General features: G+C 49.8%; 24 protein-coding genes. 17 read left to right on the forward strand and 7 right to left on the reverse strand.

What is annotated here, in order from left to right:
* The first annotated feature begins 199 nt into the window (after positions 1-199).
* The 4 genes from dnaA (at position 200) to UNDKW_RS00020 (ending at position 7,496) form a co-directional block, all read left to right on the forward strand.
* The gene (gene dnaA, locus UNDKW_RS00005) at positions 200-1,594 is read left to right on the forward strand and encodes a chromosomal replication initiator protein DnaA (RefSeq protein ID WP_162057057.1); all 1,395 of its coding nucleotides are present in this window, start codon (positions 200-202) and stop codon (positions 1,592-1,594) included.
* 445 nt (positions 1,595-2,039) lie between these two features.
* A complete protein-coding gene (gene dnaN, locus UNDKW_RS00010; protein WP_110254682.1) occupies positions 2,040-3,146 on the forward strand; it encodes a DNA polymerase III subunit beta in 1,107 nt (368 codons plus the stop codon).
* A gap of 262 nt (positions 3,147-3,408) precedes the next feature.
* On the forward strand, positions 3,409-5,904 hold the full coding sequence (gene gyrB, locus UNDKW_RS00015; RefSeq protein ID WP_162057058.1) for a DNA topoisomerase (ATP-hydrolyzing) subunit B: 2,496 nt from the start codon (positions 3,409-3,411) through the stop codon (positions 5,902-5,904).
* Between the two features lie 248 nt (positions 5,905-6,152).
* A complete protein-coding gene (locus UNDKW_RS00020) occupies positions 6,153-7,496 on the forward strand; it encodes a hypothetical protein (RefSeq protein ID WP_162057059.1) in 1,344 nt (447 codons plus the stop codon).
* Positions 7,497-7,538: 42 nt separating this feature from the next.
* Here UNDKW_RS00020 and UNDKW_RS00025 read toward each other — a convergent pair whose 3' ends face one another.
* The 6 genes from UNDKW_RS00025 to UNDKW_RS00050 form a co-directional block, all read right to left on the reverse strand.
* Positions 7,539-9,491, reverse strand: a complete 1,953-nt coding sequence (locus tag UNDKW_RS00025; RefSeq protein WP_162057060.1) for a DUF2075 domain-containing protein — start codon at positions 9,489-9,491, stop codon at positions 7,539-7,541.
* Positions 9,491-9,715: a helix-turn-helix domain-containing protein gene (locus tag UNDKW_RS00030; protein ID WP_162057061.1), complete on the reverse strand. Its 225-nt coding sequence runs from the start codon at positions 9,713-9,715 to the stop codon at positions 9,491-9,493. The genes UNDKW_RS00025 and UNDKW_RS00030 overlap by 1 nt, the downstream gene beginning before the upstream one ends.
* Positions 9,716-10,082: 367 nt before the next feature.
* A complete protein-coding gene (locus tag UNDKW_RS00035) occupies positions 10,083-10,463 on the reverse strand; it encodes a hypothetical protein (RefSeq protein WP_162057062.1) in 381 nt (126 codons plus the stop codon).
* Between the two features lie 89 nt (positions 10,464-10,552).
* On the reverse strand, positions 10,553-11,131 hold the full coding sequence (locus tag UNDKW_RS00040; RefSeq protein WP_162057063.1) for an ATP-dependent Clp protease proteolytic subunit: 579 nt from the start codon (positions 11,129-11,131) through the stop codon (positions 10,553-10,555).
* Positions 11,132-11,204: 73 nt separating this feature from the next.
* Complete coding sequence (locus tag UNDKW_RS00045) at positions 11,205-12,401, reverse strand: M20 aminoacylase family protein (protein ID WP_162057064.1); 1,197 nt, start codon at positions 12,399-12,401, stop codon at positions 11,205-11,207.
* 265 nt (positions 12,402-12,666) lie between these two features.
* Entirely contained in the window at positions 12,667-13,143 is a 477-nt protein-coding gene (locus UNDKW_RS00050; protein WP_162057065.1) for a hypothetical protein, read from the reverse strand.
* 259 nt (positions 13,144-13,402) lie between these two features.
* Between UNDKW_RS00050 and UNDKW_RS00055 the strand changes: the two genes are divergently transcribed.
* The 6 genes from UNDKW_RS00055 to UNDKW_RS00080 all read left to right on the forward strand — a co-directional run bounded on the left by UNDKW_RS00055 (position 13,403) and on the right by UNDKW_RS00080 (position 18,904).
* Positions 13,403-14,380, forward strand: coding sequence for an ABC transporter permease (locus UNDKW_RS00055; RefSeq protein ID WP_162057066.1), 978 nt, complete (start codon positions 13,403-13,405; stop codon positions 14,378-14,380).
* A 5-nt stretch (positions 14,381-14,385) separates the two neighbouring features.
* Positions 14,386-15,297: an ABC transporter permease gene (locus UNDKW_RS00060; protein ID WP_162057067.1), complete on the forward strand. Its 912-nt coding sequence runs from the start codon at positions 14,386-14,388 to the stop codon at positions 15,295-15,297.
* A 41-nt stretch (positions 15,298-15,338) separates the two neighbouring features.
* Entirely contained in the window at positions 15,339-16,325 is a 987-nt protein-coding gene (locus tag UNDKW_RS00065; protein WP_162057068.1) for an ABC transporter ATP-binding protein, read from the forward strand.
* On the forward strand, positions 16,318-17,322 hold the full coding sequence (locus UNDKW_RS00070) for an ABC transporter ATP-binding protein (protein ID WP_162057069.1): 1,005 nt from the start codon (positions 16,318-16,320) through the stop codon (positions 17,320-17,322). Before UNDKW_RS00065 ends, UNDKW_RS00070 begins: the two co-directional genes overlap by 8 nt.
* A gap of 113 nt (positions 17,323-17,435) precedes the next feature.
* The gene (locus tag UNDKW_RS00075; RefSeq protein WP_162057070.1) at positions 17,436-17,729 is read left to right on the forward strand and encodes a hypothetical protein; all 294 of its coding nucleotides are present in this window, start codon (positions 17,436-17,438) and stop codon (positions 17,727-17,729) included.
* Positions 17,730-18,361: 632 nt separating this feature from the next.
* Entirely contained in the window at positions 18,362-18,904 is a 543-nt protein-coding gene (locus UNDKW_RS00080) for a hypothetical protein (protein ID WP_162057071.1), read from the forward strand.
* A gap of 328 nt (positions 18,905-19,232) precedes the next feature.
* On the opposite strand, the gene UNDKW_RS00085 is transcribed toward UNDKW_RS00080, so the two are convergent.
* The gene (locus UNDKW_RS00085; protein WP_162057072.1) at positions 19,233-20,078 is read right to left on the reverse strand and encodes a DUF817 domain-containing protein; all 846 of its coding nucleotides are present in this window, start codon (positions 20,076-20,078) and stop codon (positions 19,233-19,235) included.
* A gap of 351 nt (positions 20,079-20,429) precedes the next feature.
* On the opposite strand from UNDKW_RS00085, the gene puuE reads away from it, so the two are divergent.
* The 7 genes from puuE to UNDKW_RS00120 all read left to right on the forward strand — a co-directional run bounded on the left by puuE (position 20,430) and on the right by UNDKW_RS00120 (position 26,167).
* A complete protein-coding gene (gene puuE, locus UNDKW_RS00090; protein ID WP_162057073.1) occupies positions 20,430-21,383 on the forward strand; it encodes an allantoinase PuuE in 954 nt (317 codons plus the stop codon).
* A 123-nt stretch (positions 21,384-21,506) separates the two neighbouring features.
* Positions 21,507-22,604, forward strand: a complete 1,098-nt coding sequence (locus UNDKW_RS00095) for a porin (RefSeq protein WP_370529066.1) — start codon at positions 21,507-21,509, stop codon at positions 22,602-22,604.
* A 219-nt stretch (positions 22,605-22,823) separates the two neighbouring features.
* Complete coding sequence (locus UNDKW_RS00100) at positions 22,824-23,315, forward strand: DUF2589 domain-containing protein (RefSeq protein WP_162057074.1); 492 nt, start codon at positions 22,824-22,826, stop codon at positions 23,313-23,315.
* A 91-nt stretch (positions 23,316-23,406) separates the two neighbouring features.
* Positions 23,407-23,985, forward strand: coding sequence for a DUF2589 domain-containing protein (locus UNDKW_RS00105; RefSeq protein WP_162057075.1), 579 nt, complete (start codon positions 23,407-23,409; stop codon positions 23,983-23,985).
* A 71-nt stretch (positions 23,986-24,056) separates the two neighbouring features.
* Positions 24,057-25,256 (forward strand): hypothetical protein, encoded by a 1,200-nt coding sequence (locus tag UNDKW_RS00110; RefSeq protein WP_162057076.1) that lies wholly within the window; start codon positions 24,057-24,059, stop codon positions 25,254-25,256.
* Between the two features lie 81 nt (positions 25,257-25,337).
* Positions 25,338-25,547 (forward strand): hypothetical protein, encoded by a 210-nt coding sequence (locus UNDKW_RS00115; RefSeq protein WP_232063173.1) that lies wholly within the window; start codon positions 25,338-25,340, stop codon positions 25,545-25,547.
* 41 nt (positions 25,548-25,588) lie between these two features.
* A complete protein-coding gene (locus UNDKW_RS00120; protein WP_162057078.1) occupies positions 25,589-26,167 on the forward strand; it encodes a hypothetical protein in 579 nt (192 codons plus the stop codon).
* The last annotated feature ends 154 nt before the right edge of the window (positions 26,168-26,321 follow it).

Here is a 26,321-nt window from a genome sequence, read left to right on the forward strand (position 1 = left end):
AGAATAAATTTAAACCCAAACCTGTGGATAACTCGGTCAAGCGGGGTTAAAATAGCGGATTAGCGCGGCACCGTTTTATGTCTTTCAGACAACTTACCAAGCGATAAGGCTACCAGCCTCTTAGTAATTCTTACTAAATATCGCCAGGGTAGAATTTAATTCGGCACCGCGCATTTGCATTTAATAATTAAAGTCATACATGGAAAATTTCTGGCAGGCCTGTTCTTCCCAACTTGAGCAAGAGCTTCCACCACAGCAATATAGCGCCTGGATCAAACCGCTAGTACCGCTTGACTTTGAAAACGGCAAGCTGCGTATCGCTGCGCCTAACCGTTTCAAGCTCGACTGGGTCAAAGCCCAGTTCGCTGGCCGCATCACCGACCTGGCTAACCAGTACTGGGATGAAGATGTCGAAGTACAGTTCGTGCTTGACCCGCGTGGTAACAGAAAAACTGCTCCCGCAGCAGCGGCCGCGCCACGCCCGCAGGGTTTGAATGCTGACCTGGATGCCCAGGGCAGCGTGCCAGAAATGATGTCTGAACCCGCCGCGCCAGAAGTATCACCGCGCCGCGAGCAAAGCCGTATCAATTCCGACCTGACTTTTGACAGCTTCGTCACCGGTAAGGCCAACCAGCTGGCGCGCGCTGCTGCCATCCAGGTGGCAAATAACCCAGGCGTATCGTACAACCCATTATTCCTGTATGGCGGCGTTGGCCTTGGTAAAACGCATTTGATCCACGCCATTGGCAACCAGATTCTGGTTGATAACCCTAACGCCAAGATACGCTACATCCACGCTGAACAATATGTGCGCGACGTAGTGACCGCTTACCAGCGCAAGGGCTTTGATGAATTCAAGCGTTATTACCATTCGCTGGATTTATTGCTGATCGATGATATTCAATTCTTTGGCGGCAAGAGCCGCACCCAAGAAGAATTCTTCTATGCCTTTGAAGCCCTGATCGCCGCCAAGAAGCAGATCATCATTACCAGTGATACTTATCCCAAAGAAATCACCGGCATGGATGACCGCCTGATCTCCCGCTTTGACTCTGGTCTGACGGTTGCGATTGAACCGCCAGAGCTGGAAATGCGCGTAGCGATTCTGCTCAAGAAAGCCCATTCAGAAGGCGTCAATATTTCCGACGACGTCGCCTTCTTCGTCGCCAAGCATTTGCGCTCGAATGTGCGCGAGCTTGAAGGTGCATTGCGCAAGATTTTGGCTTACTCACGCTTCCATGGTAAAGAAATCACCATCGACGTGGTGAAAGAAGCCCTGAAGGATTTGCTGTCGGTACAAAACCGCCAGATATCGGTAGAGAACATACAGAAGACCGTGGCTGACTTTTTCAACATCAAAGTCGCCGACATGTATTCGAAAAAACGTCCGGCCAATATCGCCAGACCGCGCCAGATTGCGATGTACCTGGCCAAGGAATTGACCCAAAAGAGCCTGCCAGAAATCGGCGAACTCTTCGGCGGCCGCGACCATACCACGGTCTTGCACGCAGTACGCAAGATCGCGGCAGACCGTACCAAGAACCCTGAGTGCAATCATGAGTTGCATGTATTAGAGCAAACTCTCAAGGGTTGATGGGCTGGATGTTGTAGGATGTGCAATTGGGATGGTTTTGCGTCTGGTTGCGGGTAATAAATGTTTGTAGGGTGCGCCATGCGCACCATGGCAGTAAAGTCAGCTAAAACGGTGCGCACGGCGCACCCTACGTGTTGGCAAGGGTTTTGCTCTGGAATCAGCGATATGCGTGAATAATGAAATACGTCGAATACGCGAAATCGTATTCACGTCATCCCTGCGAAGGCTGGGATCCATTTGCGCAAAAGCCGTTTGCCCAGAGCGACGAACAAAGTTTGTAGGGTGCGCCTGCGCACCAAAGTAGCAAAAGCCCTGAAGGTGCGCACGGCGCACCCTGCGAGGCAGCAAGCATGACAGTAGCAAATAGATGAAGTAGTAAAAAAAAGAAGCAAGGGAGCAAGCTAGCTTACTCCGATCCTTTAAACAAAATAGTGAGGATATTCAAATGCAATTGGTTAAAACCCACCGGGACACCCTGCTCCGGCCTTTGCAAATTGTGAGTGGTATTGTCGAGCGTCGGCATACATTGCCGATTCTGGCCAATATCCTCATTCGCAAAGACGGTGAACAGGTGTCGTTCCTGTCGACCGACATAGAAGTGCAGATCACGACCAAGGCAGCCATCGGTTCTGGCGGCGACAGCATAGCCACGACAGTTGCAGCCCGCAAATTGCTGGATATTTTGCGCGCCCTGCCAGATGACAATGATGTTGTCTTGAAGCTTGAAAACAAAAAGATGAGCGTACAGTCAGGCAAGTCGCGCTTCTCCTTGCAAACCCTGGCGGCAGAAGAATTCCCTACCGTGGCCCAGGCCGAGCATTTCAATGCCAGCGTCAACCTGCCACAAAAAACCCTGAAGCACCTGTTCAACATGGTGCATTTCTCGATGGCCCAACAAGACATTCGTTATTACCTGAATGGCTTGCTGCTGGTCGTCGATGGCAAGAACGTCATCGCCGTGGCAACTGATGGTCACCGTCTGGCGTTTTGCCAGGTTGAAGTCGAACAAGAGTTCCCGCGTCATGAAGTCATCATCCCACGCAAGACCATCATCGAGATGCAGCGCCTGCTGGAAGACAAAGAAGACCCGGTACAGATAGACATCGCCAACAACCAGGTCAAACTGACTTTTGCCGATATCGAACTGATTTCCAAACTGGTTGAAGGCAAGTTCCCTGACTTTAACCGCGTCATCCCCAAAGGCTATAAAAACAGCTTCACTTTGGGCCGTGAGCAATTGCTGCGTTCATTGCAGCGTGCCGCGATCATGACGTCAGACAAGTTCAAGGGCGTGCGTTGCGTCATCACCCCTGGCCTCATGCAGATATTATCGACCAATGCCGACCAGGAAGAAGCGATAGAAGAAATCGAAATCGACTACGGTGGCGACAGCGTGGATATCGGCTTCAACGTCAGCTATCTGCTCGATGTATTGAACAACCTCAAATGCGACCAGATATCGGTCTCTTTGGGTGACTCCAATTCATCCGCACTGATCACTATCCCCGACAACACCGACTTCAAATATGTCGTCATGCCGATGCGGATATAGTCCAGCGCAAACCTGAGCTTATTCCCTCCCCTTCAAGGGGAGGGTTAGGGTGGGGATGGGTTTCGGTTGATTAACAATGCAAACAAATTGCGTGGGAACCCCATCCCCATCCCAGCCTTCCCCAAGGTTCAATAAAATTCGAGGGAAGGAGCTTGGTAAATTCAAATCCTAGCGTCTTGTAAGTCCCTAGTTTTTTGCAGTTCGTTTTTGAACAAGCAGTAATCCAGAAGTGAAACAGTTGTAAATATTTCAGAAGGTAGCCATGTCCGATAACACCCAAGACAACACTCCAGCGCAGCCAAGTCAATATGGCGCATCCTCAATCCAGATTCTGGAAGGCCTGGAAGCCGTGCGGAAACGCCCCGGCATGTACATCGGTGACACCTCGGACGGCACCGGTCTGCATCACCTGGTTTTTGAAGTGCTGGATAACTCCATTGATGAATCCCTCGCAGGTCACTGTACCGAGATCAATGTCACTATCCATAGCGACAACTCCATCTCCATTACAGACAATGGCCGCGGCATCCCTACCGGCATCAAATGGGATGACAAGCACGACCCAAAACGCAGCGCCGCAGAAATCGTCATGACCGAGCTGCATGCTGGTGGCAAGTTCGATCAAAACTCTTACAAAGTATCCGGTGGCCTGCATGGCGTGGGTGTGTCCTGCGTGAATGGCCTGTCCAAGTTGCTCAAGCTGACCATCCGCCGCGACGGCAAAATGCACACCATGGAATTTGCCAAAGGTGTAGTGCAAAACCGCGAACTCGAAACCGTTGATGGTGTGCTCACTTCACCGATCAAGGTCGTTGGTGACACCGACAAGCGCGGTACCGAAGTCCACTTCTGGGCCGATGAAGAAATCTTCACCCACGTAGAATTCCATTATGAAATCCTGGCCAAGCGCATACGCGAATTGTCCTTCCTGAATAATGGCGTACGCATCAAGCTGAACGACCACCGCACAGGCAAAGAAGAATTGTTTGCCTTTGAAGGCGGCACCCGTGGCTTTGTTGAATACATCAATAAAAACAAAAGCATACTCAACCCAACGATATTCCAGGCCACAGGCGAGCGCCAGTCTGACCAGAACACCACCATCACGGTCGATGTCTCCATGCAATGGAACGACGCCTACAATGAACAGGTATTGTGCTTCACCAATAACATCCCGCAGCGCGACGGCGGCACCCATCTGACTGGCCTGCGTGCCGCGATGACCCGCGTCATCAACAAGTATATTGAAGAACACGAATTCGCCAAAAAAGCCAAGGTAGAAGTCAGTGGCGACGACATGCGTGAAGGCCTGACCTGCGTTTTGTCCGTTAAAGTGCCAGAACCAAAGTTCAGCTCCCAGACCAAGGACAAACTCGTCTCAAGTGAAGTGCGCGGCCCGGTAGAAGAAATTGTCGCCAAGACCCTGACCGACTTTTTGATGGAAAAACCCAACGACGCCAAGATCATTTGCGGCAAAATCGTTGAAGCAGCCCGCGCCCGTGAAGCAGCCCGCAAAGCCCGCGAACTGACACGCCGCAAAGGCGTCATGGACGGCCTGGGCCTGTCATCCAAACTGGCAGACTGCCAGGAAAAAGACCCGGCCCTGTGCGAACTGTACATCGTCGAAGGTGACTCTGCGGGTGGATCAGCCAAGCAAGGCCGCGACCGCAAGTTCCAGGCGATTTTGCCACTGCGCGGTAAAGTCCTCAACGTAGAAAAAGCCCGCTTTGAAAAAATGCTGTCCAGTGAGCAGATCACCACCCTGATCGCCACCCTGGGCACCAGCATAGGCCCGGACGAATTCAATGCCGACAAACTGCGCTACCACCGCATCATCATCATGACCGATGCTGACGTCGATGGCGCCCACATCCGCACCCTGCTACTGACCCTGTTCTATCGCCAGATGCCACAACTGGTAGAACGCGGCCACATCTACATCGCCCAGCCACCACTCTACAAAGTCAAGGCAGGCCGCGATGAACGTTATCTGAAAGATGATGCAGAAGAAGCCACCTACATGATGACCGTGGCCCTGACTGGCGCATCCCTCACGCCAGGCACAGGCGCAGCCCCCATCACTGGCGAAGCCCTGGGCGAACTGGTACGCCAGTACAACCTGGCCAACGCCATCATGATGCGCCTCACCCGCGTCATTGACCGCGCCGCCCTCACCGCCATCATGACCGGCGTCACGCTCAAACTGGACACCGCAGAAAATGCAGAAGCATCCGCCATCGCCCTGACCGCCGCCATTGGTGACAATGCCGTCAAAGCAGTAGTACGCAGCGACGAACTCTCAGGCGCATTCAGCCTGCGCATAGAACGCCTGTACCACGGCAACATCAAGGTCAGCAGCATCGACGCCGACTTTGTCGATGGTGCCGATTACCAGGTACTGGAAAACGCCGCCACCACCTTCAAAGGACTGCTCACAGAAGGCGCATTCATCCGCCGTGGCGAAGGCGAAAAAGCCAAGGAAATCGCCGTCCACGACTTCCACCAGGCCATGCTCTGGCTGCGCGACGAAGCCGAACGCGGCGTCAGCAAACAACGCTATAAAGGTCTGGGCGAAATGAACCCAAGCCAACTCTGGGAAACCACCATGGACCCCACAGTCCGCCGCCTGCTCAAAGTACAGATCGAAGACGCGATTGCCGCCGACCAGATCTTTACGACACTGATGGGCGACGACGTGGAACCACGCAGGGCGTTTATTGAATCGAATGCGTTAAGGGCGGGGAATATTGATGTTTGATAATCAAGCGCTTTTTAGATTGTAAAGACAACGACAAAGGCCCGTCATGCTTAATGCATGACGGGCCTTAGTTTTTGGGGCACAATCAATTTTAATCAGAAAACAAATTGAATAGAAAAACGATACGCTTGTTCGTTCATAAAATCATAAATAAGCCCATCGACTTTCGTTGTCGCGCCTAAAACATCTATAAAAATTACACCTATTTGCTATTTTCCATCAATTGCCAGCGATTAAATATTATCGACATGATCGAACTTGATATCTATTCCAATACTCCCGATGAGATTTCTATAGTTGAGCGTTATTGGGCCATGAATTCTGATGGTAAATTCAAAGAGAGCGTAAAAGATCTTCTTCCGTTTTACCATATCACAAGCACTACACAGCTATCTGCATTTATCCGAAGTATTTCGCAAGCTTGGGATATGAATCAAATTTGCAAACAGTGTGGCAGATACCAAGAAGTCGCTAGTCGATCTGAAATAAAAGCATCACGTCAAGAAATGCACCAACCATGTGCTGCCTGTCAGCGGGTCATCGATGAAGAACTGCGCGAGGCTGAAGCAAAAATTGGAGCTGACTTGCAACGTCGGTTAGCTACCGCTTCTGAATTGGCTTCATCACGCAAAATCGCTTACATCGACTTACCTGATGACATCGCTCTGATCTTAATTGCGCTAGAGCGAGCAATAAATCCACGTCTATTTACAAGTACATTTATGCGTTCCGACTGCCGAGCACTTGTACCGTGTTATGTAGGAGATTTCATAAAAAAATTGTACAAATCTGTAGCTATTATTGATAATCCGAGTGAAGCAGTAGCTGGGACATATTTTGTTAAAGACAATCAGCTTTGGCATAAGTCTGATCAAGTAGTTTATTCCCTAACTCCAAATTCTACTTTGGTTGCCAATGAAGATGCATTTAATACTCTAGTTTTACGGCCATTCGATAATAACAAAGCAATTCTAAATCTCTGGCTTGATTATGCAACTACCGACTGCATGCGTTATCTTTTGGATCAATGCGAAATGCACGGCCTTTACACAACAGCTGAAGACGATGAAGAAATTCAAAGTATATTTCGAACCGCGCTTAGGACTTACAGCGTTGCGCATATGTGGTCAGCAATTTGGAAGATTGTGAAGGATGCTGCCTCGCTATCTACTAGGACTTACTATAATCGAGAAAAAGCCGCCGCAACCATACCAGGGAAAATCTCACGATTCCTTGAAAAGGTGCAAGTGGGTCAAGTTACATTAAAAAGGTGGAATCGCCCCGAGAGCCAGCCTTCGGGAACGCTGGGACAAGTATTTAAGGAAATATTTGGAATAGATGAAGAAACGGAAGGCACAACGGTCATGTCTATTTTCGCAGATACAGAATTGCCTTATAGTGTGGATTCCAAATTGTCGATCGGTGAACTTGCTGAGCCAACTCGACAGCTCATGACTTGTGCTTTGGCTCGCGGGATGGAAGCTCAAGTTATGTTGTTATTTGCAGATATGGTCAGAAATGGGACTGATACTGCAAGCGCAATCAATTCAGTTTTTAAGGCATTTCCTGTATTTAAAAAACCGGAAAGCTAGATTTGAACAAAAATGAGAATATCCATAATAAAGTAAACATGGTTATATTACATCTAGTTCACACTTCACCAAATACGCAAAAGTCTCATCTAAATACTCGGGCAATCGTGTCCCGTCTTCTACAACACCCTCGGGCACAAAAATCACCATTCCTTGCCGCGCCCTTGTCAACAAGACGCGATATGCATTTTCCAAGTAACGCCGTTGCTTTTCATTCTGTCGACGTTTCCAAGTTGTGCCGGTAAATTTCCAATGCTCAAACTGTCCGTCCACATAGCGATAATCGGCATCCCATCCAATGAGACACCAATCGAGTTCTAAGCCTTGAATATCAAATTCGGTAGCTACATCTTCTAAGAAATGACATGAACGTATATCGTCTTGTTCATTCAAAAACCAATCAGCCGCGGAGAGCCTATTTTTTACGAATATACCTTCAGGTTTTAAACGTACTGCACCCGCTGAAGCAATAACTCCTTTAGTTTCATTAGCGCGAGCACGTTGTTTGATCCACGCTTTGGCTTGTTGTAAATCACGAGTGACGACAATGGGAAATTTATCTTTGAAGTTTTGGTAGCATGCACGCGCTTTTTCTGGCTCGTTATGTATCAAGTAATGCGCCATGTGCGAAAGTTTTTCTGCTCGAAAAGATCGCATCGATGTGGCTAGATGAAAACTATTTTGTGGTTGCGCTCTTGCAATGCCTGCAAAGCTAATGTCGCGCCCAGCATATTCGACTTGAGAGAGTTTGTTCGAATAGAAGACATGCCAATAAGAAAAATCTTTTTCCAATGCATCGACCCACCCTTGCAAACCTGCTTCACCTGTATTGATTTCTTGCCCACCGCCGATCAATGCAATGATTACACACCAATCGTGACGATCCATCACGCTGATCAAGAACTCTGGCTCAGATTGGGAAAAATCTTTTTGACCACGTTTAGTGGTCATAAATTTTGAAGTATTTTCTTGATCCCATGCTCGTTGTGCTTCATCAAAGATCACTACGCGCTCTGATGGGGCAGTTTTGTCTTTAATGTATTCGTCTCGGAATTTGTGAATATTTTGGATGGAAGCTGTCGCTGCACGTAAAGCCTCTGCTTTATTTTTATGCGCTTTGCGTGTTACCGAATCACGCGCAAGTGCCTCTGTCAAAACCTCTACCAATGGTCCGTTACCTGATAAGAAGACAGCATGCTCTTCTTTTTCGGCGCTGACATCTGTAGCTATATTTAGTCCGACTAAAGTCTTACCAGCACCTGGCACGCCTGTGACAAAACAAATAATTTTTCGTTGATATATTCTGGCTTGATGAATTACTTCTTTTAGTGCTTGCGAGGTGACATACAAGTTTTGTGCGCCCGCATCGTTGCGGGCAATGTCACTCACATCGTGACTCGCATAAAGTGCTTGCGCTGCTTCGACAATTGTAGGTGTAGGCTTATAGGAAGAATGGAGCCATGTATAGAACTCAATTGGCGGCGGATTGCTAATATGGTCAACACAATATTGCAATGTGTTACGTAAAGTGGTGCTATTGGCTCGCAATGGATCATAAACACTATCGACTTGCTGCATAGAGCCTCTTTGCCTTACTGATGCACGCGTTGCCACTAATATTGGAACGATAATCTTGTCGTGACTTCCTTCATGAAAATGGTGCAGATCAATAGCATAACCGTGTACTTGCCTGATATCTTGCGCGGCATAGTCTTCGGCGCCAACCTTAAATTCCAGAACAAAGATAATATTTTTGTAGATAAGCACTGCATCAGCACGCCTGCCCATACGTGGGATTTGAAACTCAAAAAATAAATAGCCTTCGTTAAAGCCTTGCATACTCTCTTGCAAGATATCTATCTGACTTAGCCATGCGCCAGTTTGCTGATGTAATAATTCCTGAGAATGGTTTTGTGTGATTTTGCCGATAATCGAATCGGTCGATTCATTCAAAAACGATGTCACGTCGGCTGTATAAAAAGCACGATTCGACATTATTGATTTTCTTTCGACGGAAAGAGTGTTGCTACTGATAAACCAAGTGCTTTGGCGATACGATAAATATTTACAAGACTGACGTTCCTCACACCTCGCTCTATACCGCTAATATAAGTGCGATCTAATTCTGCTATGAGTCCCAACTGTTCTTGGCTTAAGCCACGTGCAATACGTAACTGTTTTAGATGAAGTCCAAACTCGATTAAATTTTGATCCGCCATCACTTTACCAATTGTTGATTCATAAGTGATGATGTCGGCATGTGACTTATAGATCTACGGACTATGAGTCACATAATTAATTGAATGACAAAATTCAGCCATCACCTGCAAGATTTTTGGAATTTTAATTTCAGAAATTTGAAGGACAGGTTGAAGAACGCGTTGCCATGGGTGATAGGTGGTAGTGCCTAAACCGTGGGAAGAGTCTGGTCTAGCTATCAAGAAGCAATGACATGCTAGTGCCACTTAGCGGCGCGGCAACATGATTGCAAATACTTATCAAGTATAGATTGTTAATCAGCATGCGCTGATCGTAGGCTTCTAATAAGCCGGATTTGGTGCGCTAGCAACACTAGCAACAAGAAACTCATTGCTGTTGCCGCACAAAAAACTCCCAAATTATCTCCGCCCCATTCGGAGCCATCGGCGACGTGCCTAGCAGGCGGGCACGTCGGTAGTAGGGTTGCGGTAAGCCATGTCCACCGCCGTGGATGGTGACGAGTTCAACTTCGGTTCTGGCGTCCTGCTTCCAGCTTACTTGTTCTACATAGACACCTGATATGGCGTTGGTTTGCGCGGTTGGTGTGCTGGTGATCTTGTTCAGGTCTGCGATATATTGCGCGGATGCGCGTGCGTTGAGTACGTCGCCGCATTTGTAGAACAGGCCAAGCAGGTTCACTTCGCCGCCGTTGTAGGGCACCAGCGGGTCTTTGGTGCTGTTCATGATCATGACGGATAATTTGCCCAAAAAAAATGGCCCGCTAAACATAGCGAGCCATATCCTGATCCTGAGGGAGGAAAGCCTGTTCAGTGAAAACTGTTCAGTAAAGGCGGGTCTTAGGACAGTTCACTTTGATTGATGATAATCCGTGACACCAGGCCATATTCCTTGGCTTCAGCAGCGCTCATCCAGAAATCGCGGTCTATATCTGTCGTGACTTTTTCCAGGGTCTGGCCGGATTCCCTGGCGATCAGGGCGGCGATGCGTTCGCGTATCTTGACGATTTCGCGTGCCTGGATGGCGATGTCGGTTGCCTGGCCGCCTATGCCGCCGCTGGGCTGGTGTATCAAAAAGCGGGTGTTTGGCAGGCAGACACGGCGCTCTTTGGGGACAGACAGGAACACATTGACGGCAGCACTACCTACCCAGCCAGTGCCGACGATATTCACCGGTGCATCGATGAACTTGATGATGTCATGGATGACATCGCCAGATTCGACATGGCCGCCGGGGGACGATACCAGGATGGTGATGGGGTCTTTGGACTCTGCCGACAGGGCGATCAGGCGTTTGCTGACTTCAGCCGCCAGTTTGTCATTGATGGTGCCAAATACCAGCACGGTGCGGGATTTGAAGGCCTTTTCTTCGAGGAAAGGGCTGCGTTGTACTTCGTTGTTGTCTTTTTCGTCGGCCATGAAAGTCTTCTTAAGGTTGGACTGCTAGATGTAGATGGTATTTTTAGGGAATACAGGCTGGGTAAATGGCAGCTCAGGTGCTTTTTTTCAAGTAGGCCTCAGCCAGCCTGACCCAATAAGTTGCGCCTATGGGCAGCAAATCATCATTGAAGTCATAACTGGGGTTGTGCAAGTTGCAAGGCCCGAGGCCGTGGCCCATGTCGCGGTGGCCACCGTCACCATTGCCCAAAAACGCATAGCAACCCGGTTTGGCTTGCAGCATGAAGGAAAAATCTTCCGCGCCCATGGTGGGTTCTACCCTTTCATCGACATTGTCTGCACCGACCACGCTGCGCATGACTTCTGCCGCAAAGGCGGTTTCTTTGGCGTGGTTGATCAGGGGCGGGTAATTACGCTTGAAGCGGAAATCTACCTGGGCATCAAAAGCCGCTGCCGTATGCTCGGCAATGGTGCGCATGCGTTTTTCGATGAGGTCTATCATCTCGGTGCTGAAGGCGCGTACCGTGCCTATCAGCGTTGCTTCATCGGGGATGACATTGGTGGCACTGCCGGAATGGATTTGCGTGACTGAAAGCACGGCAGACTCCAGCGGGCTGGCATTGCGGCTGACGATGGTTTGCCAGCTCTGTGCCATCTGTATCGCTACGATGATGGGGTCTATGCCCTTGTGCGGTTGCGCCGCATGGGCACCCTTGCCCCTGACGATGACTTCAAATTCATTTGACGAGGCCATCATGGGGCCAGGTGTGACACCAAAAGTGCCCACGGCGGCGCCCGGCCAGTTATGCATGCCAAAGACTGCATCCATGGGGTATTTGTCGAACATGCCTTCTTCTATCATGCGCCGTGCACCGCCGCCGCCTTCTTCGGCAGGCTGGAAGATCAGATAGACCGTGCCATCGAATTCCTTGTATTTGGACAGATAATGCGCCGCTCCCAGCAGCATGGCTGTGTGGCCATCATGGCCACAGGCATGCATTTTTCCATCGTGTTTTGAGGTGTGGGCAAAGGTATTGATCTCTTGCATGGGCAGGGCATCCATATCGGCCCGCAAGCCTATGGCACGTTCGCTAGTGCCATTCTTGAGTACACCGACGATGCCTGTGCCTGCCAGGCCGCGGATGATGGGTATGCCCCAGGCCTCCAGCTTTTGCGCGACGACTTCAGAAGTGCGGTGTTCTTCAAAGCAAAGCTCAGGGTGGGCGTGGATATCACGCCGGATTTGCTGGATTTCGGCCTGGAATTGGACGATAGGGTCGATCAGGTTCATTTTTTGTCTCCGGATTGCATTGCATCAATGCGCTGGCAATAAGCTACTGGCACATATGCACAAGCTATTCTTTGCAGGATGTTATCCTGTTGATAAGAAAAATGATAGTCAGCACGGTATTGGGCTCAATACCCGCTGACGACATGTTTCTTCAGTATAGAGAAAGATACCAGATTCCGGGCAAACTGGTAGTGGTCCATCTGTGCCAGGATTGCATATGCATACTACAAAAACTGCTTTGACTAAATACTTTGACCAGCTTACCTTACCAGCGCATTCCAGACATGGCACTCATGCCCGCGCCATAAATGGCGAGCATGCTCAGAATCAGGCCTATGGGGCCAGACACCAGGCTGCTCCACAGGCAGTTGATTGCGAGTGCCCTTTGCATGCGCAGCCGGGCAATGGCAGCCGCAGGCAGCATGATCAAGCCCAAAATGGCAGGCAACAAGAGCATGATCAGAGGGGTAGTGCGGCCACTGGCATCGAGCATGAAGAAAGAGATCGTCAGCATGGCGATCAGATGCAGCAATATCAGTCTGGCGCGGTCGCTATGCAGGCGTGTTGCCAGATAAGAAAAATAAGCAGGGTAACTGAGGCCACCAAGCATGAGTATGCCAGGCACATTGCTGAGATTGGTGTGGCTGATGTAGTCATAGACCAAAGGTGGCAGTATCAGGACCAGCAGGATCAGGAAAAGATGCAGGCCAATACGCAATGCAATACGCTTGTTGATGGGCATGTAAGCTCAGTTTATACGGGTAGAGTCGCAGGCAAGGCCCGCAGCTTGCTTAGTGTAGCAGATGGCACGGCTTGCACGAGTCTGCGCACGAGCCTGCGCACAAGTCTGATATAAAGCCTGTAAAATTCGCTAAAAGACGGTAAAACATTTTATATACGCAATGCAGATACTCATGAAACTTTCATGCCGGAAAACCAGCCATGGGCCAGCCCAGGCGGATTCCCTGTGTCTGCCGATAATCTCAAGGCAGGTCTGATACATGCCAGGATTCATCTTGCGCCGCCTGCTGCAAAGCCTGGCTGTTTTGCTGCTTATGTCACTGCTGGTATTTGCTGGCGTGTATGCAATAGGCAATCCCATCGATATCCTGATCAGCCCTGAGGCAGACCAGCTTGAGCGTGCGCGCATCATCGCTGCATTTGGCCTGGACCAGAGCCTGCCGCAGCAATACTGGTTATTTTTGAAAAATGCCCTGGCTGGCGACATGGGGCGTTCCTTCGCTTATGCGACACCCGCCTTGGGTCTGATCCTGGAACGCATGCCCGCTACGCTGGAGCTGGCGGTGTTTGCCATCTTGATTGCGATAGCTCTGGGCATACCGCTGGGTCTGCTGGCCGGTTTGCGGCCAGACAGCATTGCTGCAAAAAGCATCATGGCGGTATCGATACTGGGTTTCTCCCTGCCTACCTTTTGGGTAGGGTTGATGCTGATCATGGTGTTTGCCGTGCAACTGGGCTGGCTGCCTTCCAGCGGGCGTGGCGAGACTACGCTGTTGCTGGGCATACCTGTGAGTTTTTTGAGTATCGATGGCCTCAAGCATTTGCTCTTGCCTGCGCTTAACCTCGCGCTTTTCAACATCGCCATGGTGATACGCCTGACGCGCTCTGGTGCGCAAGAAGCGCTGCTGCAAGACTATGTACGCTTTGCCCGCGCAAAGGGTTTGCGCAATAGCCGCATCATCGGTGTGCATGTACTCAAGAATATCCTGATCCCTATCGTCACCGTGATTGCCTTGCAATTCGGTTCTATCATCGCGTTTGCGATTGTCACTGAATCGGTGTTCGCCTGGCCAGGCATGGGCAAGCTCATTATTGATTCTATACGTGTGCTGGACAGGCCGGTCATCGTTGCCTATCTGCTGTTGATCGTCAGCCTGTTTATTCTCATCAACCTGGTGGTGGATGTGGTGTATTCATTGCTGGACCCGCGCGTGCGTTTGTCAGAAAGCCGGGGCTGATTGTTATGACGGCGATGACTGAAACGATCACTCCAAAAATTGAAACGCCTTTGCAGCGTTTTTTGCGCGACTTCTTTGCCAGCCGCATCGCCAGTCTGGGTAGCCTGATTTTATTGCTACTGGTTTTGCTGGCGATATTTGCGCCACTGATCTCGCCGCAAAACCCGTATGACCTGATGGCGCTGGATGTCATGGATTCACGCCTGGAGCCCGGCAAACTCTCTGCCGATGGCAAGCATACCTTTTTACTCGGTACTGATGAACAGGGGCGCGACATGTTGTCAGCCATCTTTTATGGTCTGCGCATTTCGCTCATCGTTGGTTTTTCCAGCACTGTGATTGCGCTGGTAATCGGGCTGAGTCTGGGCTTGCTGGCGGGTTATCTGGGTGGCCGTGTCGAAGCCATTATCATGCGCATTGCTGACATACAGTTATCTTTCCCCGCCATACTGATCGCCATGATTTTGCTGGCGCTGACAGGGCAGGGCGTGGGCAAGATCATTATCGCTCTGGTGCTGGTGCAATGGGCTTATTATGCACGCACTGCCCGCAGTGCGGCACTGGTGGAAAGACAGAAAGAATATATAGAAGCGGCAGTCGGTCTGGGCTTGTCACCGGCGCGCATTATCTGGCGTCACTTGCTGCCTAACTGCTTGCCACCGCTGATCGTCATCGCGGCCTTGCAGGTGGCGTCGGCGATTTCGCTGGAAGCGACCCTGTCATTTTTGGGACTGGGTTTGCCAGTGACTGAACCCTCACTGGGTTTGCTGATCGCCAATGGCTATCAATACCTGTTGTCTGGTAAATACTGGATCAGTTTTTATCCCGGCCTGGCTTTGTTGCTGACGGTAGTGTCCATCAACCTGGTGGCTGACCATTTGCGCGATGTGCTTAACCCGCGCTTGCAGACGCAATAGCTGGAATAGGTGGAATAGGTGGAATAGGTGGAACAGACAACATGACAATCGCGACTCTGGAAGTACAAAACCTGCAGACTGAATTCGCCAGCCGCGCCGGTACTGTGCGCGCGGTGAATAATGTCAGCTTCCGCGTGCAGCCAGGGCAAATCATGGGCCTGGTCGGTGAATCCGGTTCTGGCAAATCCATGACGGCTTATTCCATCATGGGCCTGATCGACCCACCCGGCAAAGTCACGGCGGGCAAGGTCTTGTTCAAGGGGCAGGATTTGCGCAGCCTGTCGGCAGAAGCCATGCGGCAAGTCCGTGGCAACCGCATCGCCATGATATTCCAGGACCCGATGATGACCCTGAACCCGGTCTTGCGCATCGATACGCAAATGATGGAAACCATCTTTGCCCATCAACAGGTCAGCCGCGAAAAAGCACGCGACATGGCACGCGCCGCCCTGGCCAAGGTTGGCATACCCTCGCCAGATGAAAGACTGCTGGCCTATCCACACCAGTTTTCAGGCGGCATGCGGCAAAGGGTGGCGATCGCCATTGCACTTTTGAATGAGCCTGAGCTGATTATCTGCGATGAACCAACCACTGCACTCGATGTGACCATACAGGGTCAAATCCTGTATGAAATGCAAAAGCTATGCCGCGAATCTGGTACCGCACTGATCTGGATTACCCATGACCTGTCCGTCGTGGCTGGCCTGGCTGATACTGTCGCCGTCATGTACGCAGGCAAGATAGTCGAGAGCGGCAGCGTGCAACAAGTATTGGAGCAGGCTATGCATCCCTACACCCACGGCCTGATCGCCTCATCACCATCACGCAACCTGCATGGGCAAAGCTTGCGTCAGATACCGGGGGCAACTCCATCCTTGCTGAATTTGCCGCAAGGCTGTGCATTCCGCCTGCGCTGTGAACGTGCCACTGCGGTTTGCGAACAAGACCCGGTGGCAGAAAATCTGCAAGGCCACAGTGTATTGTGCTTTCACCCCATGCACGCAGTCGCAGAGGTGACGCATGACTGATATCCGCCAGCCAGCCTTGCTGGAACTGCGCCAGGTCAGCAAACGCTTTGCCAAACCTGTGGCTCTTACTGACAAGCTCACGCAGCTAGTTGGTGCTGATAGCAAACAGCAAATCGTCCACGCCGTTGATCAAGTTGATTTGAGTCTGCAAGCCGGTGAGGTAGTCGGCCTGGTCGGTGAATCCGGTTGCGGCAAATCTACGCTGGGGCGCATGGCCGTGGGGCTGCACAGTTTGTCTGATGGTACGCGCTGGTGGCGTGGTGAAAACCTGGCAGATATGGACCAGGCCAAACGCAGGCAAATGCAACTGGCCGTGCAAATGATATTCCAGGACCCGTATGCCTCGCTGAACCCGCGCCTGCGCGTGCAAGACATCGTCGGTGAAGCACCGGTCGTGCATGGCATCATCAAGGCGGCAGAACAGCAGGAATATGTAGAACACCTGCTGCAAAAAGTAGGGCTGGACCCGGCTGTACTAAAGCGCTTCCCGCACCAGTTTTCTGGCGGCCAGCGCGCCCGCGTCGGCATCGCCAGGGCACTGGCCGTCAAGCCTGAACTACTGGTGTGCGATGAGGCAGTAGCTGCGCTGGATGTGTCGATACAGGCGCAAGTCCTGAACCTGTTTATCAAACTGCGTGATGAACTGAACCTGACTTATCTGTTCATCAGCCATGATCTCGGTGTCGTCAGGCATGTGTCTGACCGTGTACTCATCATGTACCTGGGCCGCGTGGTGGAATCCGCCGCGACGACAGAAATTTTTGAACGGCCTAATCATCCCTACACGCAAGCCTTGCTGGCTTCTGCCCCGAGGCTGGAAGTGCGCAAGATGGAATATGTCGCCATCAAGGGTGAAATTCCTTCCCCGCTTAATCCACCGACCGGCTGCCATTTCCATCCACGCTGCCCACATGCCATGCCCAGGTGTGCTGTAGAGCAGCCTAAGCTCAAAGAAGTTGCTCCTTTACACTTTTCAGCTTGTCATTTGAATACCTGATTGTTGTCTTGTTTATATCTGCGCATAAACTGCCAGAGTTGTTTACGCTTTCGCTGACAGGCAGTAAAGCGGCAAAGAATTCAAATCAATAGAATAAAGTACGGGAGATGTGAATGTCTGAGAACAAATGTCCTGAATGTGGTTTCGGTATTTTTAACAGGCGTTGCGCCAAATGCGAAAAATGTGGCATTGCCTTGCCTGAGTCCATGGTCATGTCCAGGCAAGAGTTACATGCCGTCCGGGAGCGTGAACGGCAAGAAGATGAGTTAGCGGCAGAATTAAAGAAAGACCTCGCCAAGCGCTCTTTGCGCAAGACTGGCCATGACGGTAGTTACAGTTACTTTGATGGCGGCAGCTCTGGTGGTGCAGCCGATTGCGGTTCTGGTGGCGGTGATTGCTCTGCTTGACCCGCTGTCCTGGATTATTTCACCAGCATGTAATTCCAACACAGTGTGGTCAGGTAGTAATAATAGGACTTACGCAAAACCGCCCCAACTGCGTTGTTAGCTCCTAGCCGTACTAAAGTACTGTCTTCGTCGCTACGCCTTGTTGGGACAATTTTGCGTAAGTCCTAAATAATAAAGATATGTGAATCAGTGATAACGCTTATGTCAAAAATAAAGAAGACTTATTTGCTGCAGTGCGATAAAGTAGTACCTGTCTCCTCCAACACCTCCTAAGGTTTGGATTTAACCCGCAACCGCAAGGTCGCGGGTTTTTTTTCGTCTTTTTAATTTTTTTCCTCTACAGCATTTAAATTCCACGAATATTGTAATTCTATGCAGAAATATTCTAAGCGCCCTGATATGTGTTTTGTGAATGATTGATATGCATAAATAGATCTTGGTAAATTTGTTGCGCTGCGATATAGTTACACCTGTCTCCTCCAACACCTCCTAAGGTTTGGATTTAAACCCGCAAAGTTTGCGGGTTTTTTTTTGCCTTTTTTTGTCCGCCCTTCTTTGCGCAACTGGTGCGCTATCCGCCCTCGTCTTGTATGGTCAGGGTATTGATTTGTTAAAATGATATGATTACTGTCATGTCAATTTCCTTTCAGAACTTCATGCTCTTGCAACGCCAACTCATCTCCCGCACCCTCATTTGTCTGGCACTGTCTGCGCACTGCTTGTTTGCAGAGGCGGCGCAGCCAGACAAATCTGAGCAGGTAGCAGTTTCACAAGCAGTAGTAGTGACCAGGGAAATGCGCGCGGCATTGCAACAGTTTGTCAGCCACTATGCGGGCAATGCAAAAGCCAAGCCTCAGCATATTTATATCGCGAGCATCAAAACCGAGACCGGTGAAAATGCTTTGTATGCGTATTGGAAAGAGGACCAGTCCATCCTCCTCATGAATTTCTTTACGCAAGCAGTGGAAGAAGAAGGCTTATCGTGGCTGCATCATAAAGCCAGGGTAGATTTAAAAACCGGTGTTGTTGCCACCGAAGCAGAGATGAGTGGCAGTAACTATCTCGTCACCAAGGCATGGGCCGACAATATCATTCAGGCTTGTCGCGAGCGCGGGCAAGTTCTGGTGCTCAAGGCTATGCCTCGTCGCAACAAATCAGCATTAAAGCCGCATTAAAGCCGCATTGATAGCAGCCAGATGCTGGATATGCCTGAGCTGTTTTGCACACAGAATGTCAGTTTGAGTATTCACTCTAGAGATGGATAAAACATAACTGGTATCTATGCTTTGGCTTTGTTTTCCTAAGAAGAAAATTCAGTGGTATTTGTTGTTGCAGAGATATTCAAAATATGTATACCTGATATATGGATAATAAAGCATACAGATATGCTGCACCGCATTAAAGTAGTACCTGTCTCCTCCAACACCTCCTAAGGTTTGGATTTAAGCCCGCTAATAGCGGGCTATTTTTTTGCCTGGAGACTTTAGAAATCAGCTCGGTGATTTATTCAGCGATATGTATATGCCGCTTGATATGCTTGAGATGGGCAACAATGGTGAAGGTCATGATAACCAGTAAAGACCACGAACTCCATTTGCCCACATGCACGGTTGACCAGGCACCCAGTTGATTCGGGTAGCGCCAGATACCAAAGAAGGTCCCCATATTTTCTGCCAGCCAGATAAAGAAACCGATCAGCACAAAGGAAAGCAGCAAAGGCATGCTGCGGTCACGGTCTAGCGGGCGAAATACCACCGATGAACGCGCATACAAGCCCAGCGCACAGGCCGCCAGATACCAGCGATAGTCACCGATATAGTGGTGAGTGAAAAAATTCAGGTAAATCAGTATGCCTATCAGGCCAGCCATCCAGTAAGGTGGATGGTGGCGTATGCGCAAATCAAACAAGCGCCAGGCCTGGATGATGTAGCTACCTATGCTGGCATACATGAAACCGCTGAACAGCGGCACGCCCCATAGCTTGGTATAGCCAAATTCAGGATAAGCCCAGCTCTGTATCTGGCCCGATACCTTGAACACTTCCAGCGCAAAACCTACCATGTGGAACAGGGTTACGGCCTTGAGTTCATCGACGGTTTCCAGCTTGCTCCAGACCATGCCAGCCTGTATCAGCAAGGCAATCACAAACAGCACATCGTAACGCGGCAGGCCAAACAAGCCAGCCTTGGGCACGATGAGTATCGATGCAAAGAACAGGCCGACGAACAGGCAGGCACGCACTTCTTTTATGCCGAAATACCAGAACTCCAGTAAAAAACGACGAAAACCTGCGAGGTTTTCAGGCCGGGGAGGTTCGATAAGAAATTGGTCTATGGATTGCAGGCGCATGGGCTGTATTGTAACAAGCCTGCTGCGCTTGTCGTCACGAAGATGAGATGCTTGCCTTTGTTACAGGGCACTTACACAGCATTTAATGAGCACTTATTTGCGCACCTATCTGAACACTTATTGCTTGTTGCGAAAAAGACTATGTTGTTTAATTGATGCGTAATAGAACATATACTAAAAGCAGTATATCTAAGCTTGAAAAATTGCTGACAATCGTAAGCGAATTTGAAAAATGATTTAGTGCAAATGCAAAGATGGCACGTCACTTGCATTCCTTAAATCAGTTTCAGCGTTGAACCAGAATAATGGGCATCCACTTGCCCGAGTATTATGCATCCGGAGAATAAAAGTATGACGCAGTCCGCGCAATTTAGTGACTACCCTCGCGACCTCATAGGCTATGGCCGCCATGTCCCGCATGCGCAATGGCCAGGCCAGGCCAGGATAGCCCTGCAATTTGTCCTGAACTATGAAGAGGGTGGCGAAAACTGTGTGCTGCATGGTGACCGTGCGTCCGAGCAGTTTTTATCCGAGATCGTTGGTGCAGCAGCTTATGAAGCGCGCCATATGTCGATGGAATCCATATACGAGTATGGTTCCCGTGCCGGTGTCTGGCGCATCTTGCGTGAATTTGAAAAACGCCAGTTGCCGCTGACCGTGTTTGGTGTCGCCATGGCTCTGCAGCGCCATCCAGAATTGACTCAGGCTTTTGGCGAACTCGGCCATGAAATCGCCTGCCACGGCCTGCGCTGGATACATTACCAGAGTATGGAAGAGTCCTTGGAGCGTGAACACATGCAGCAAGCCGTGCAAATCATGCGCGAGCTGACTGGCAAAGCGCCGCTGGGCTGGTACACCGGGCGCGATTCACCGAATACCCGCAAGCTCGTCGTTGAACATGGCGGCTTTGCCTATGATGCTGATTACTATGGCGATGACCTGCCTTTCTGGACACAAGTGACGACCAGCGATGGTCAGCAGCATCCCCACCTGGTCGTGCCCTACACCCTGGACAGCAATGACATGCGCTTTGCCACGCCCCAAGGTTTTAATACGGGCGAGCACTTCTATGATTACCTCAAAGACAGTTTCGACCTCTTGTATGCCGAAGGTGACCCTGAGGGCGACAATGCACCAAAAATGCTATCCATAGGCATGCATTGCCGCTTGCTGGGGCGTCCCGGACGCTTCCGTGCCTTCCAGCGCTTTCTGGATTATGTGCAATCGCATGACAAGGTGTGGGTATGCCGCCGCATCGATATCGCTGAACACTGGAAACAAGTACATCCCTATGTAGTTAAATAAATGCAGCGCCTGTTGATCAGGCCGGGCGTATCCAAACCCTGCCTGCCCAAGATTAAGCTGACAAAGTTTGATTTGCCACCACGCTGAAAAAATTGTTGTTAAACCTGTGAGAAGGAAAAAAAGATGAAAATGCAGATGAAAGCCCTGGTTTTGGCAGTTGCTTCATGTTTGTGCGCAGGCAGTGCGCTGGCGCAATCCAGTGTCACCGTGCAAGGCCTGATGGATTTGTCGGTAGGCTCGGTCAAAATGAGTGGTGACAAGGCCAGCACGGCTGCCATCACACCCGGCGGCATGACCACGTCCTGGTTTGGTTTTAAAGGAGTAGAAGATCTCGGTGGTGGCCTCAAGGCAGAATTTGCATTGACTGCGTTTTTGCGTCCAGATACCGGTGAGTCTGGCCGCTTTGGTGGTGATACCCTGTTTTCTCGTGATGCCAATGTCGCCCTGTCCGGCAGCTTTGGCCGTGTCTCGCTGGGCCGTGACCTGGCACCGAGCTTCTTGCCTGTCGTGATTTTCAATCCCTTTGGTGATTCTTTCGATGTTTCGCCTCTGGTGTTGCACTGGTACGTACCATCCGGCGGTTTTGCTTCACGTACCTGGGCCAATTCAGCAGCAGGGGACTCGGGCTGGAGTAATGAAATCATTTATAGCACCCCGAATTTCTCCGGCTTCAGTGCCAATATGCATTATCAGTTTGGTGAAAAAGCCGGTGATACAGGCACGCGCAACATAGGCCTGAATGCCCTTTACTTCAATGGCCCGCTGGCCCTGAGCGCCTTCTATCAAAAAGTGCAGGTGTCGAACCCTCTCGGTGGTTCGGCGATTGTTGATGCCACATCCGCACCTGTGAATTTTGCCTCTATCAATAACCAGACCGCTTACTTCGTCGGTGCCAGTTATGACCTGACAGCCGCCAAGCTGTATGCGACTTATACTTCCAGCAAAAACGACAATGCCGCTGGCAAGCAGATGGATGACAAGATTTATAGCCTGGGTGCCAAAATCCCTGCAGGTGGTGGCGACATCCTGCTGGCTTATGCAAACACCAAACGCAATGGCACGCTGACCGCCAACACGGAATACAAGCGCGATACCCTGTCGGCTGGTTATGACTACAACCTGTCCAAGCGTACCGACGTCTATGCAGTGCTGATGAGTGACAAGATCAGTACGGCTGATCGCGCCACCAGTGTTATTGCTGGCATACGCCATAGGTTTTAGATAGAAACACTGATGCCTTGAAGCCTTGATATCGACGACGCGACATTTGTGTCGGAAATGCCTCCAGTAAAAATGGAGGCATTTTTTTTGAGTTGAATTTTTATGTGCATTAGCTGCTTCTGCTTTTTATTATCAGAGCCGGGGGGAAACTTCATGTCTTACGATCTTATTACGTTACATGTTTAGAATGAAAGACATTAAGGCAATTTAGAGATCTTCATGTCTACCCAAGAAAACAAAAAGAGTGTCAACGCCGTTGAGAGTCAGAATCACGACGTAAATGCAACGCTGGAAAGGATGCTTGCGGCAGTCTATGAGGCAGTCAAACGCGCTCAAGTGGACGTGCAGCGCGGGGCTAGTAAAAAGCTTGAATGGTTTTTCCCTCATGACGAAAACGGCAAAGTCAGTGCGCGTTGTGTGCAAGTGCCAATTCCCAGCGACAGTGGTTCAGTAGAGATTAAGGAAATTCCTTTGTTTGCGTTGGTTCCCCATCATGATCTGATGATAGAGCAGGTCAATATCAGATTAAAGCTCGACCTGCTGCGTTTAACCTCAAATTCGGGCAAACCGGATGTTCCGGAACTCTCCTCCAAATTACCTAAAGCAGGCGGCGATGCAGATCAGTATGCAGAAATTGAAGTGAGGCTGCGTGGCATAGAACCAATAGAGGGGATTGCTCGGCTCAATGATGCCATCGTGAAGCGCATATAGACGAATCTAAGCGACCTTGACAGCTAGTGCCTGTGCAATCAATCGTAGGAAATTGGTAGTTCTTTTTTTAACACAAACAGGAGAAATATAAATGCCAGATACCGATAAAATCGCCAATAATTTTAACAACCTGCCTATGGAATCCCTGATAGGGGCACCATTAGTGGCTGCAGGAAAATCCAATATTCAACTCGCCCTGGCGACCTACGAATTCATAAGTACGGTCTGGTATGAGAAGGATAGCGACCCGGCCAAAGGCGGCAAAGCACGGATGCTTAAATTCCCTCTTGAGCGCTCCGATGAAACTGGACAAAAGCGCCAGTTTGAAGTCAACGCTCCACTCGCTGCCTTGATAGAAACTCCTAACTTGATGGTGCGGAATATCGATATCCAGTTCAACATGGAAGTTAAGGATACGGTTAAAAATGAGAACTCTGTCGATACGAAGGTTGGTGCCGATTTCAACGTTGGTGGCTTGAACTGGGGTCTCAAACTCAGCGGCTCCCTCACAACGCATACTAACAATACGAGGGAGACAGATCAAAGCGCGAAATATGAAATCCGCCTTAATGCTGGCCAGGCCAGTCCGACGGAAGGCATGAATCGCCTGAGTCAGGTATTTGCTTCTGTGATTGAACCTATGCCATTGGGAAATAGTAAAGGAAACTGACGAGTGTCGTCAGCGCATGTAATGCGCATTCATGCGCTGACCCAACATCACGGTAACGGTTACTTGTCTACATGGGCTTACTGAATTCATCAATTACCCGATATCAGGGAAGTCTTGGTTCAGCGCTGGTCAAGCTTGCCTACCGCAGAAAAAAGCAGCAAGGAGTGCAAGAGGAGATCATGCCAGGCAAGCGTAGTGAGTCGTCAATATTAGTGATACTGGTGTGGACGATCGGTCTGTTAATTTTTTCAGCTATATTTTCCTGGCTGCTTTTTACAAGGATACTGAACGCGTTACATACCTTCGTGGCGGTATGGCTGTTGTTGACGGGTATCACCATGCTTGTACGGAAATCAGTATTCACCAATTCTCTGGAAAGGCTTAGTCTCTCCAGGCTGTTTATGGCGAACTGGCTTGGGTTGGCAATTGCTATCAATATGTCTGCCCATCAGTTGGATATGCACAAAGGGCTGAGCGTGGCGGGCGGGTATGGTTTTTCCGCCGCACTTCTCATTAGCATATTGACGGCGATCGCCATGCCCGCAATTTTCCGTCGCAAGAGGCGTTTCAGCCCGCAGGCGGGTGTATATCAGCGGGTGGCAGACAGGTGGAACTGCGATGTAGCGGACATCACCAGTCAGTCAGAAGGTCTATTGCTAAGCCTGCCATCTGCCAGAACCAGTTCTTTGTTGCTGGCATTGCGTGGTACAGAATTGATGACATCACACAGGTTTGATTTTGCGAGAGTACAGTTCGCTCTCACTTCTACACTTATACCCTGGATTTATGGGGTCCAGTGCTTGATGCAATTGTATGGAATGAAATCGGGTTCTACGGAAACTATTCCTGTCTTCCCGCCAGAACTACTCGCTTTACTGATTGCCAGCCACAGTCTTTACCTGGCGTCAGAGTGGGTTTGCCATACTCCGCTGACCGGTGACGCAGAAATTCATGTTGGCGTGCCCACACTAGCCGACGAGGCTTTGGCTAGCCTACTCAGCAGCATCACGCATGTCGAGACCATGATCCGATCTATAGAAAGAAATAATGCCAGCCAGTTGCAAGGCACTCAGGATTTGCTCGTCGTTCTAGGCAGAATGGTGGAGCGTCTGAGTCAACAGCAAGGCCGGGGAACAGATTCAATGGAAACCGCGATTCGATCACTGTGCGAAAAGCTCGACTACCTCGAACGCAATATTTCCGTTCAGGAAAGAAATGCTGATGCTATCTCGCGCATGCTCCGGAAAGCTGAGTCGAATTTGCGGCGTTGACTTCCTTTGATTTTCAAAAATTTAAGTGCGACATAAGCCTGCCTCATCAATTGGGGCCGGCAATTTTTAGTGTGGACAAAAATGATGAACCGACCAGAATTGATAGACCTAGATTATTCAGGTGATACCAGCATATTTGGTGAAAAATACATGGAAGTCATTATCGGCCCAGGCACCACAGCAGCCAGGCACAGAACCAGAAGCAATAACAAATTATTTAATGCCTTGAATGCAGGGTTTCGGGAAGAGAGTGGCAGCCGTGCAGCGGGCTGGATCTGGGGCACTTACTAAATGCCGAGTTGGGTGGCGACGCAAGCGACAGAAATCAGACCTTGCTGACAGCAACCGGGAACGGTAATTCGGCAAACCAGAAACACAGCAGCATAGAAAGCAAGGTCAAAAACGCAGTGAGAGCTGGAGAGTTGGCTTCCCGTGCCTACAAAAATCACGACTACTGGCTCTGTGTTTATTATAAAGTTGAAGTACAGAAAAACAATTCGAGACTTGACAGCGAGTTATATGAGTTAAGTAAGCAGATACCATATGGAATCAATGTTAACGCCTATCCTATGCTGGTTTCCAAAACGGATCTGAGCGATAGAACGCCTCTTAAATTCGGTTTGCGAAAAAACCGTGCCATACTGGATCGATTATGTCCTGGTATTTCGCACGAAACACAGGATTATTATCTGAATTGTTATACCAGTAACGAACTAATACGAAATTTTATAGCCAGTCAAACGCAGGTACTACTGCCTTCGGATTTGGGTACCGGAACCAATTCTGCTCCTGGCGGCGCCAGAGTGGTGCGAGGCATACGAAAGCAAAAGAAAACAAAAAGAAAACAGGCGCCAGGCAGCTATACCTATGTACCAGGGTATCCCCGAACAGCAAGGAAGAAGCGCCAATAGTATACTTGTCGTGATGTCATAAACGGCGCATGATCTGCATCATTGTGATTAAGTGCTCATCAAGAAAACTGAAACTCATTACATAAACAGGACGAGAGGTGTTTGGTTCATAACGTGGGCTGTCAAGGTGGACGAGGCATTCAATGGTGTTGCT

Source organism: Undibacterium sp. KW1 (assembly GCF_009937955.1).
Classification (GTDB): domain Bacteria; phylum Pseudomonadota; class Gammaproteobacteria; order Burkholderiales; family Burkholderiaceae_D; genus Undibacterium.

Coding starts and splice junctions, on each gene's coding strand:
- dnaA (WP_162057057.1), top strand. CDS start 200: ATGGAAAATTTCTGGCAGGCCTGTTCTTCCCAACTTGAGCAAGAGCTT.
- dnaN (WP_110254682.1), top strand. CDS start 2,040: ATGCAATTGGTTAAAACCCACCGGGACACCCTGCTCCGGCCTTTGCAA.
- gyrB (WP_162057058.1), top strand. CDS start 3,409: ATGTCCGATAACACCCAAGACAACACTCCAGCGCAGCCAAGTCAATAT.
- UNDKW_RS00020 (WP_162057059.1), top strand. CDS start 6,153: ATGATCGAACTTGATATCTATTCCAATACTCCCGATGAGATTTCTATA.
- UNDKW_RS00025 (WP_162057060.1), bottom strand. CDS start 9,491: ATGTCGAATCGTGCTTTTTATACAGCCGACGTGACATCGTTTTTGAAT.
- UNDKW_RS00030 (WP_162057061.1), bottom strand. CDS start 9,715: ATGGCGGATCAAAATTTAATCGAGTTTGGACTTCATCTAAAACAGTTA.
- UNDKW_RS00040 (WP_162057063.1), bottom strand. CDS start 11,131: ATGGCCGACGAAAAAGACAACAACGAAGTACAACGCAGCCCTTTCCTC.
- UNDKW_RS00045 (WP_162057064.1), bottom strand. CDS start 12,401: ATGAACCTGATCGACCCTATCGTCCAATTCCAGGCCGAAATCCAGCAA.
- UNDKW_RS00050 (WP_162057065.1), bottom strand. CDS start 13,143: ATGCCCATCAACAAGCGTATTGCATTGCGTATTGGCCTGCATCTTTTC.
- UNDKW_RS00055 (WP_162057066.1), top strand. CDS start 13,403: ATGCCAGGATTCATCTTGCGCCGCCTGCTGCAAAGCCTGGCTGTTTTG.
- UNDKW_RS00060 (WP_162057067.1), top strand. CDS start 14,386: ATGACGGCGATGACTGAAACGATCACTCCAAAAATTGAAACGCCTTTG.
- UNDKW_RS00065 (WP_162057068.1), top strand. CDS start 15,339: ATGACAATCGCGACTCTGGAAGTACAAAACCTGCAGACTGAATTCGCC.
- UNDKW_RS00070 (WP_162057069.1), top strand. CDS start 16,318: ATGACTGATATCCGCCAGCCAGCCTTGCTGGAACTGCGCCAGGTCAGC.
- UNDKW_RS00075 (WP_162057070.1), top strand. CDS start 17,436: ATGTCTGAGAACAAATGTCCTGAATGTGGTTTCGGTATTTTTAACAGG.
- UNDKW_RS00080 (WP_162057071.1), top strand. CDS start 18,362: ATGTCAATTTCCTTTCAGAACTTCATGCTCTTGCAACGCCAACTCATC.
- UNDKW_RS00085 (WP_162057072.1), bottom strand. CDS start 20,078: ATGCGCCTGCAATCCATAGACCAATTTCTTATCGAACCTCCCCGGCCT.
- puuE (WP_162057073.1), top strand. CDS start 20,430: ATGACGCAGTCCGCGCAATTTAGTGACTACCCTCGCGACCTCATAGGC.
- UNDKW_RS00095 (WP_370529066.1), top strand. CDS start 21,507: ATGAAAATGCAGATGAAAGCCCTGGTTTTGGCAGTTGCTTCATGTTTG.
- UNDKW_RS00100 (WP_162057074.1), top strand. CDS start 22,824: ATGTCTACCCAAGAAAACAAAAAGAGTGTCAACGCCGTTGAGAGTCAG.
- UNDKW_RS00105 (WP_162057075.1), top strand. CDS start 23,407: ATGCCAGATACCGATAAAATCGCCAATAATTTTAACAACCTGCCTATG.
- UNDKW_RS00110 (WP_162057076.1), top strand. CDS start 24,057: ATGGGCTTACTGAATTCATCAATTACCCGATATCAGGGAAGTCTTGGT.
- UNDKW_RS00115 (WP_232063173.1), top strand. CDS start 25,338: ATGATGAACCGACCAGAATTGATAGACCTAGATTATTCAGGTGATACC.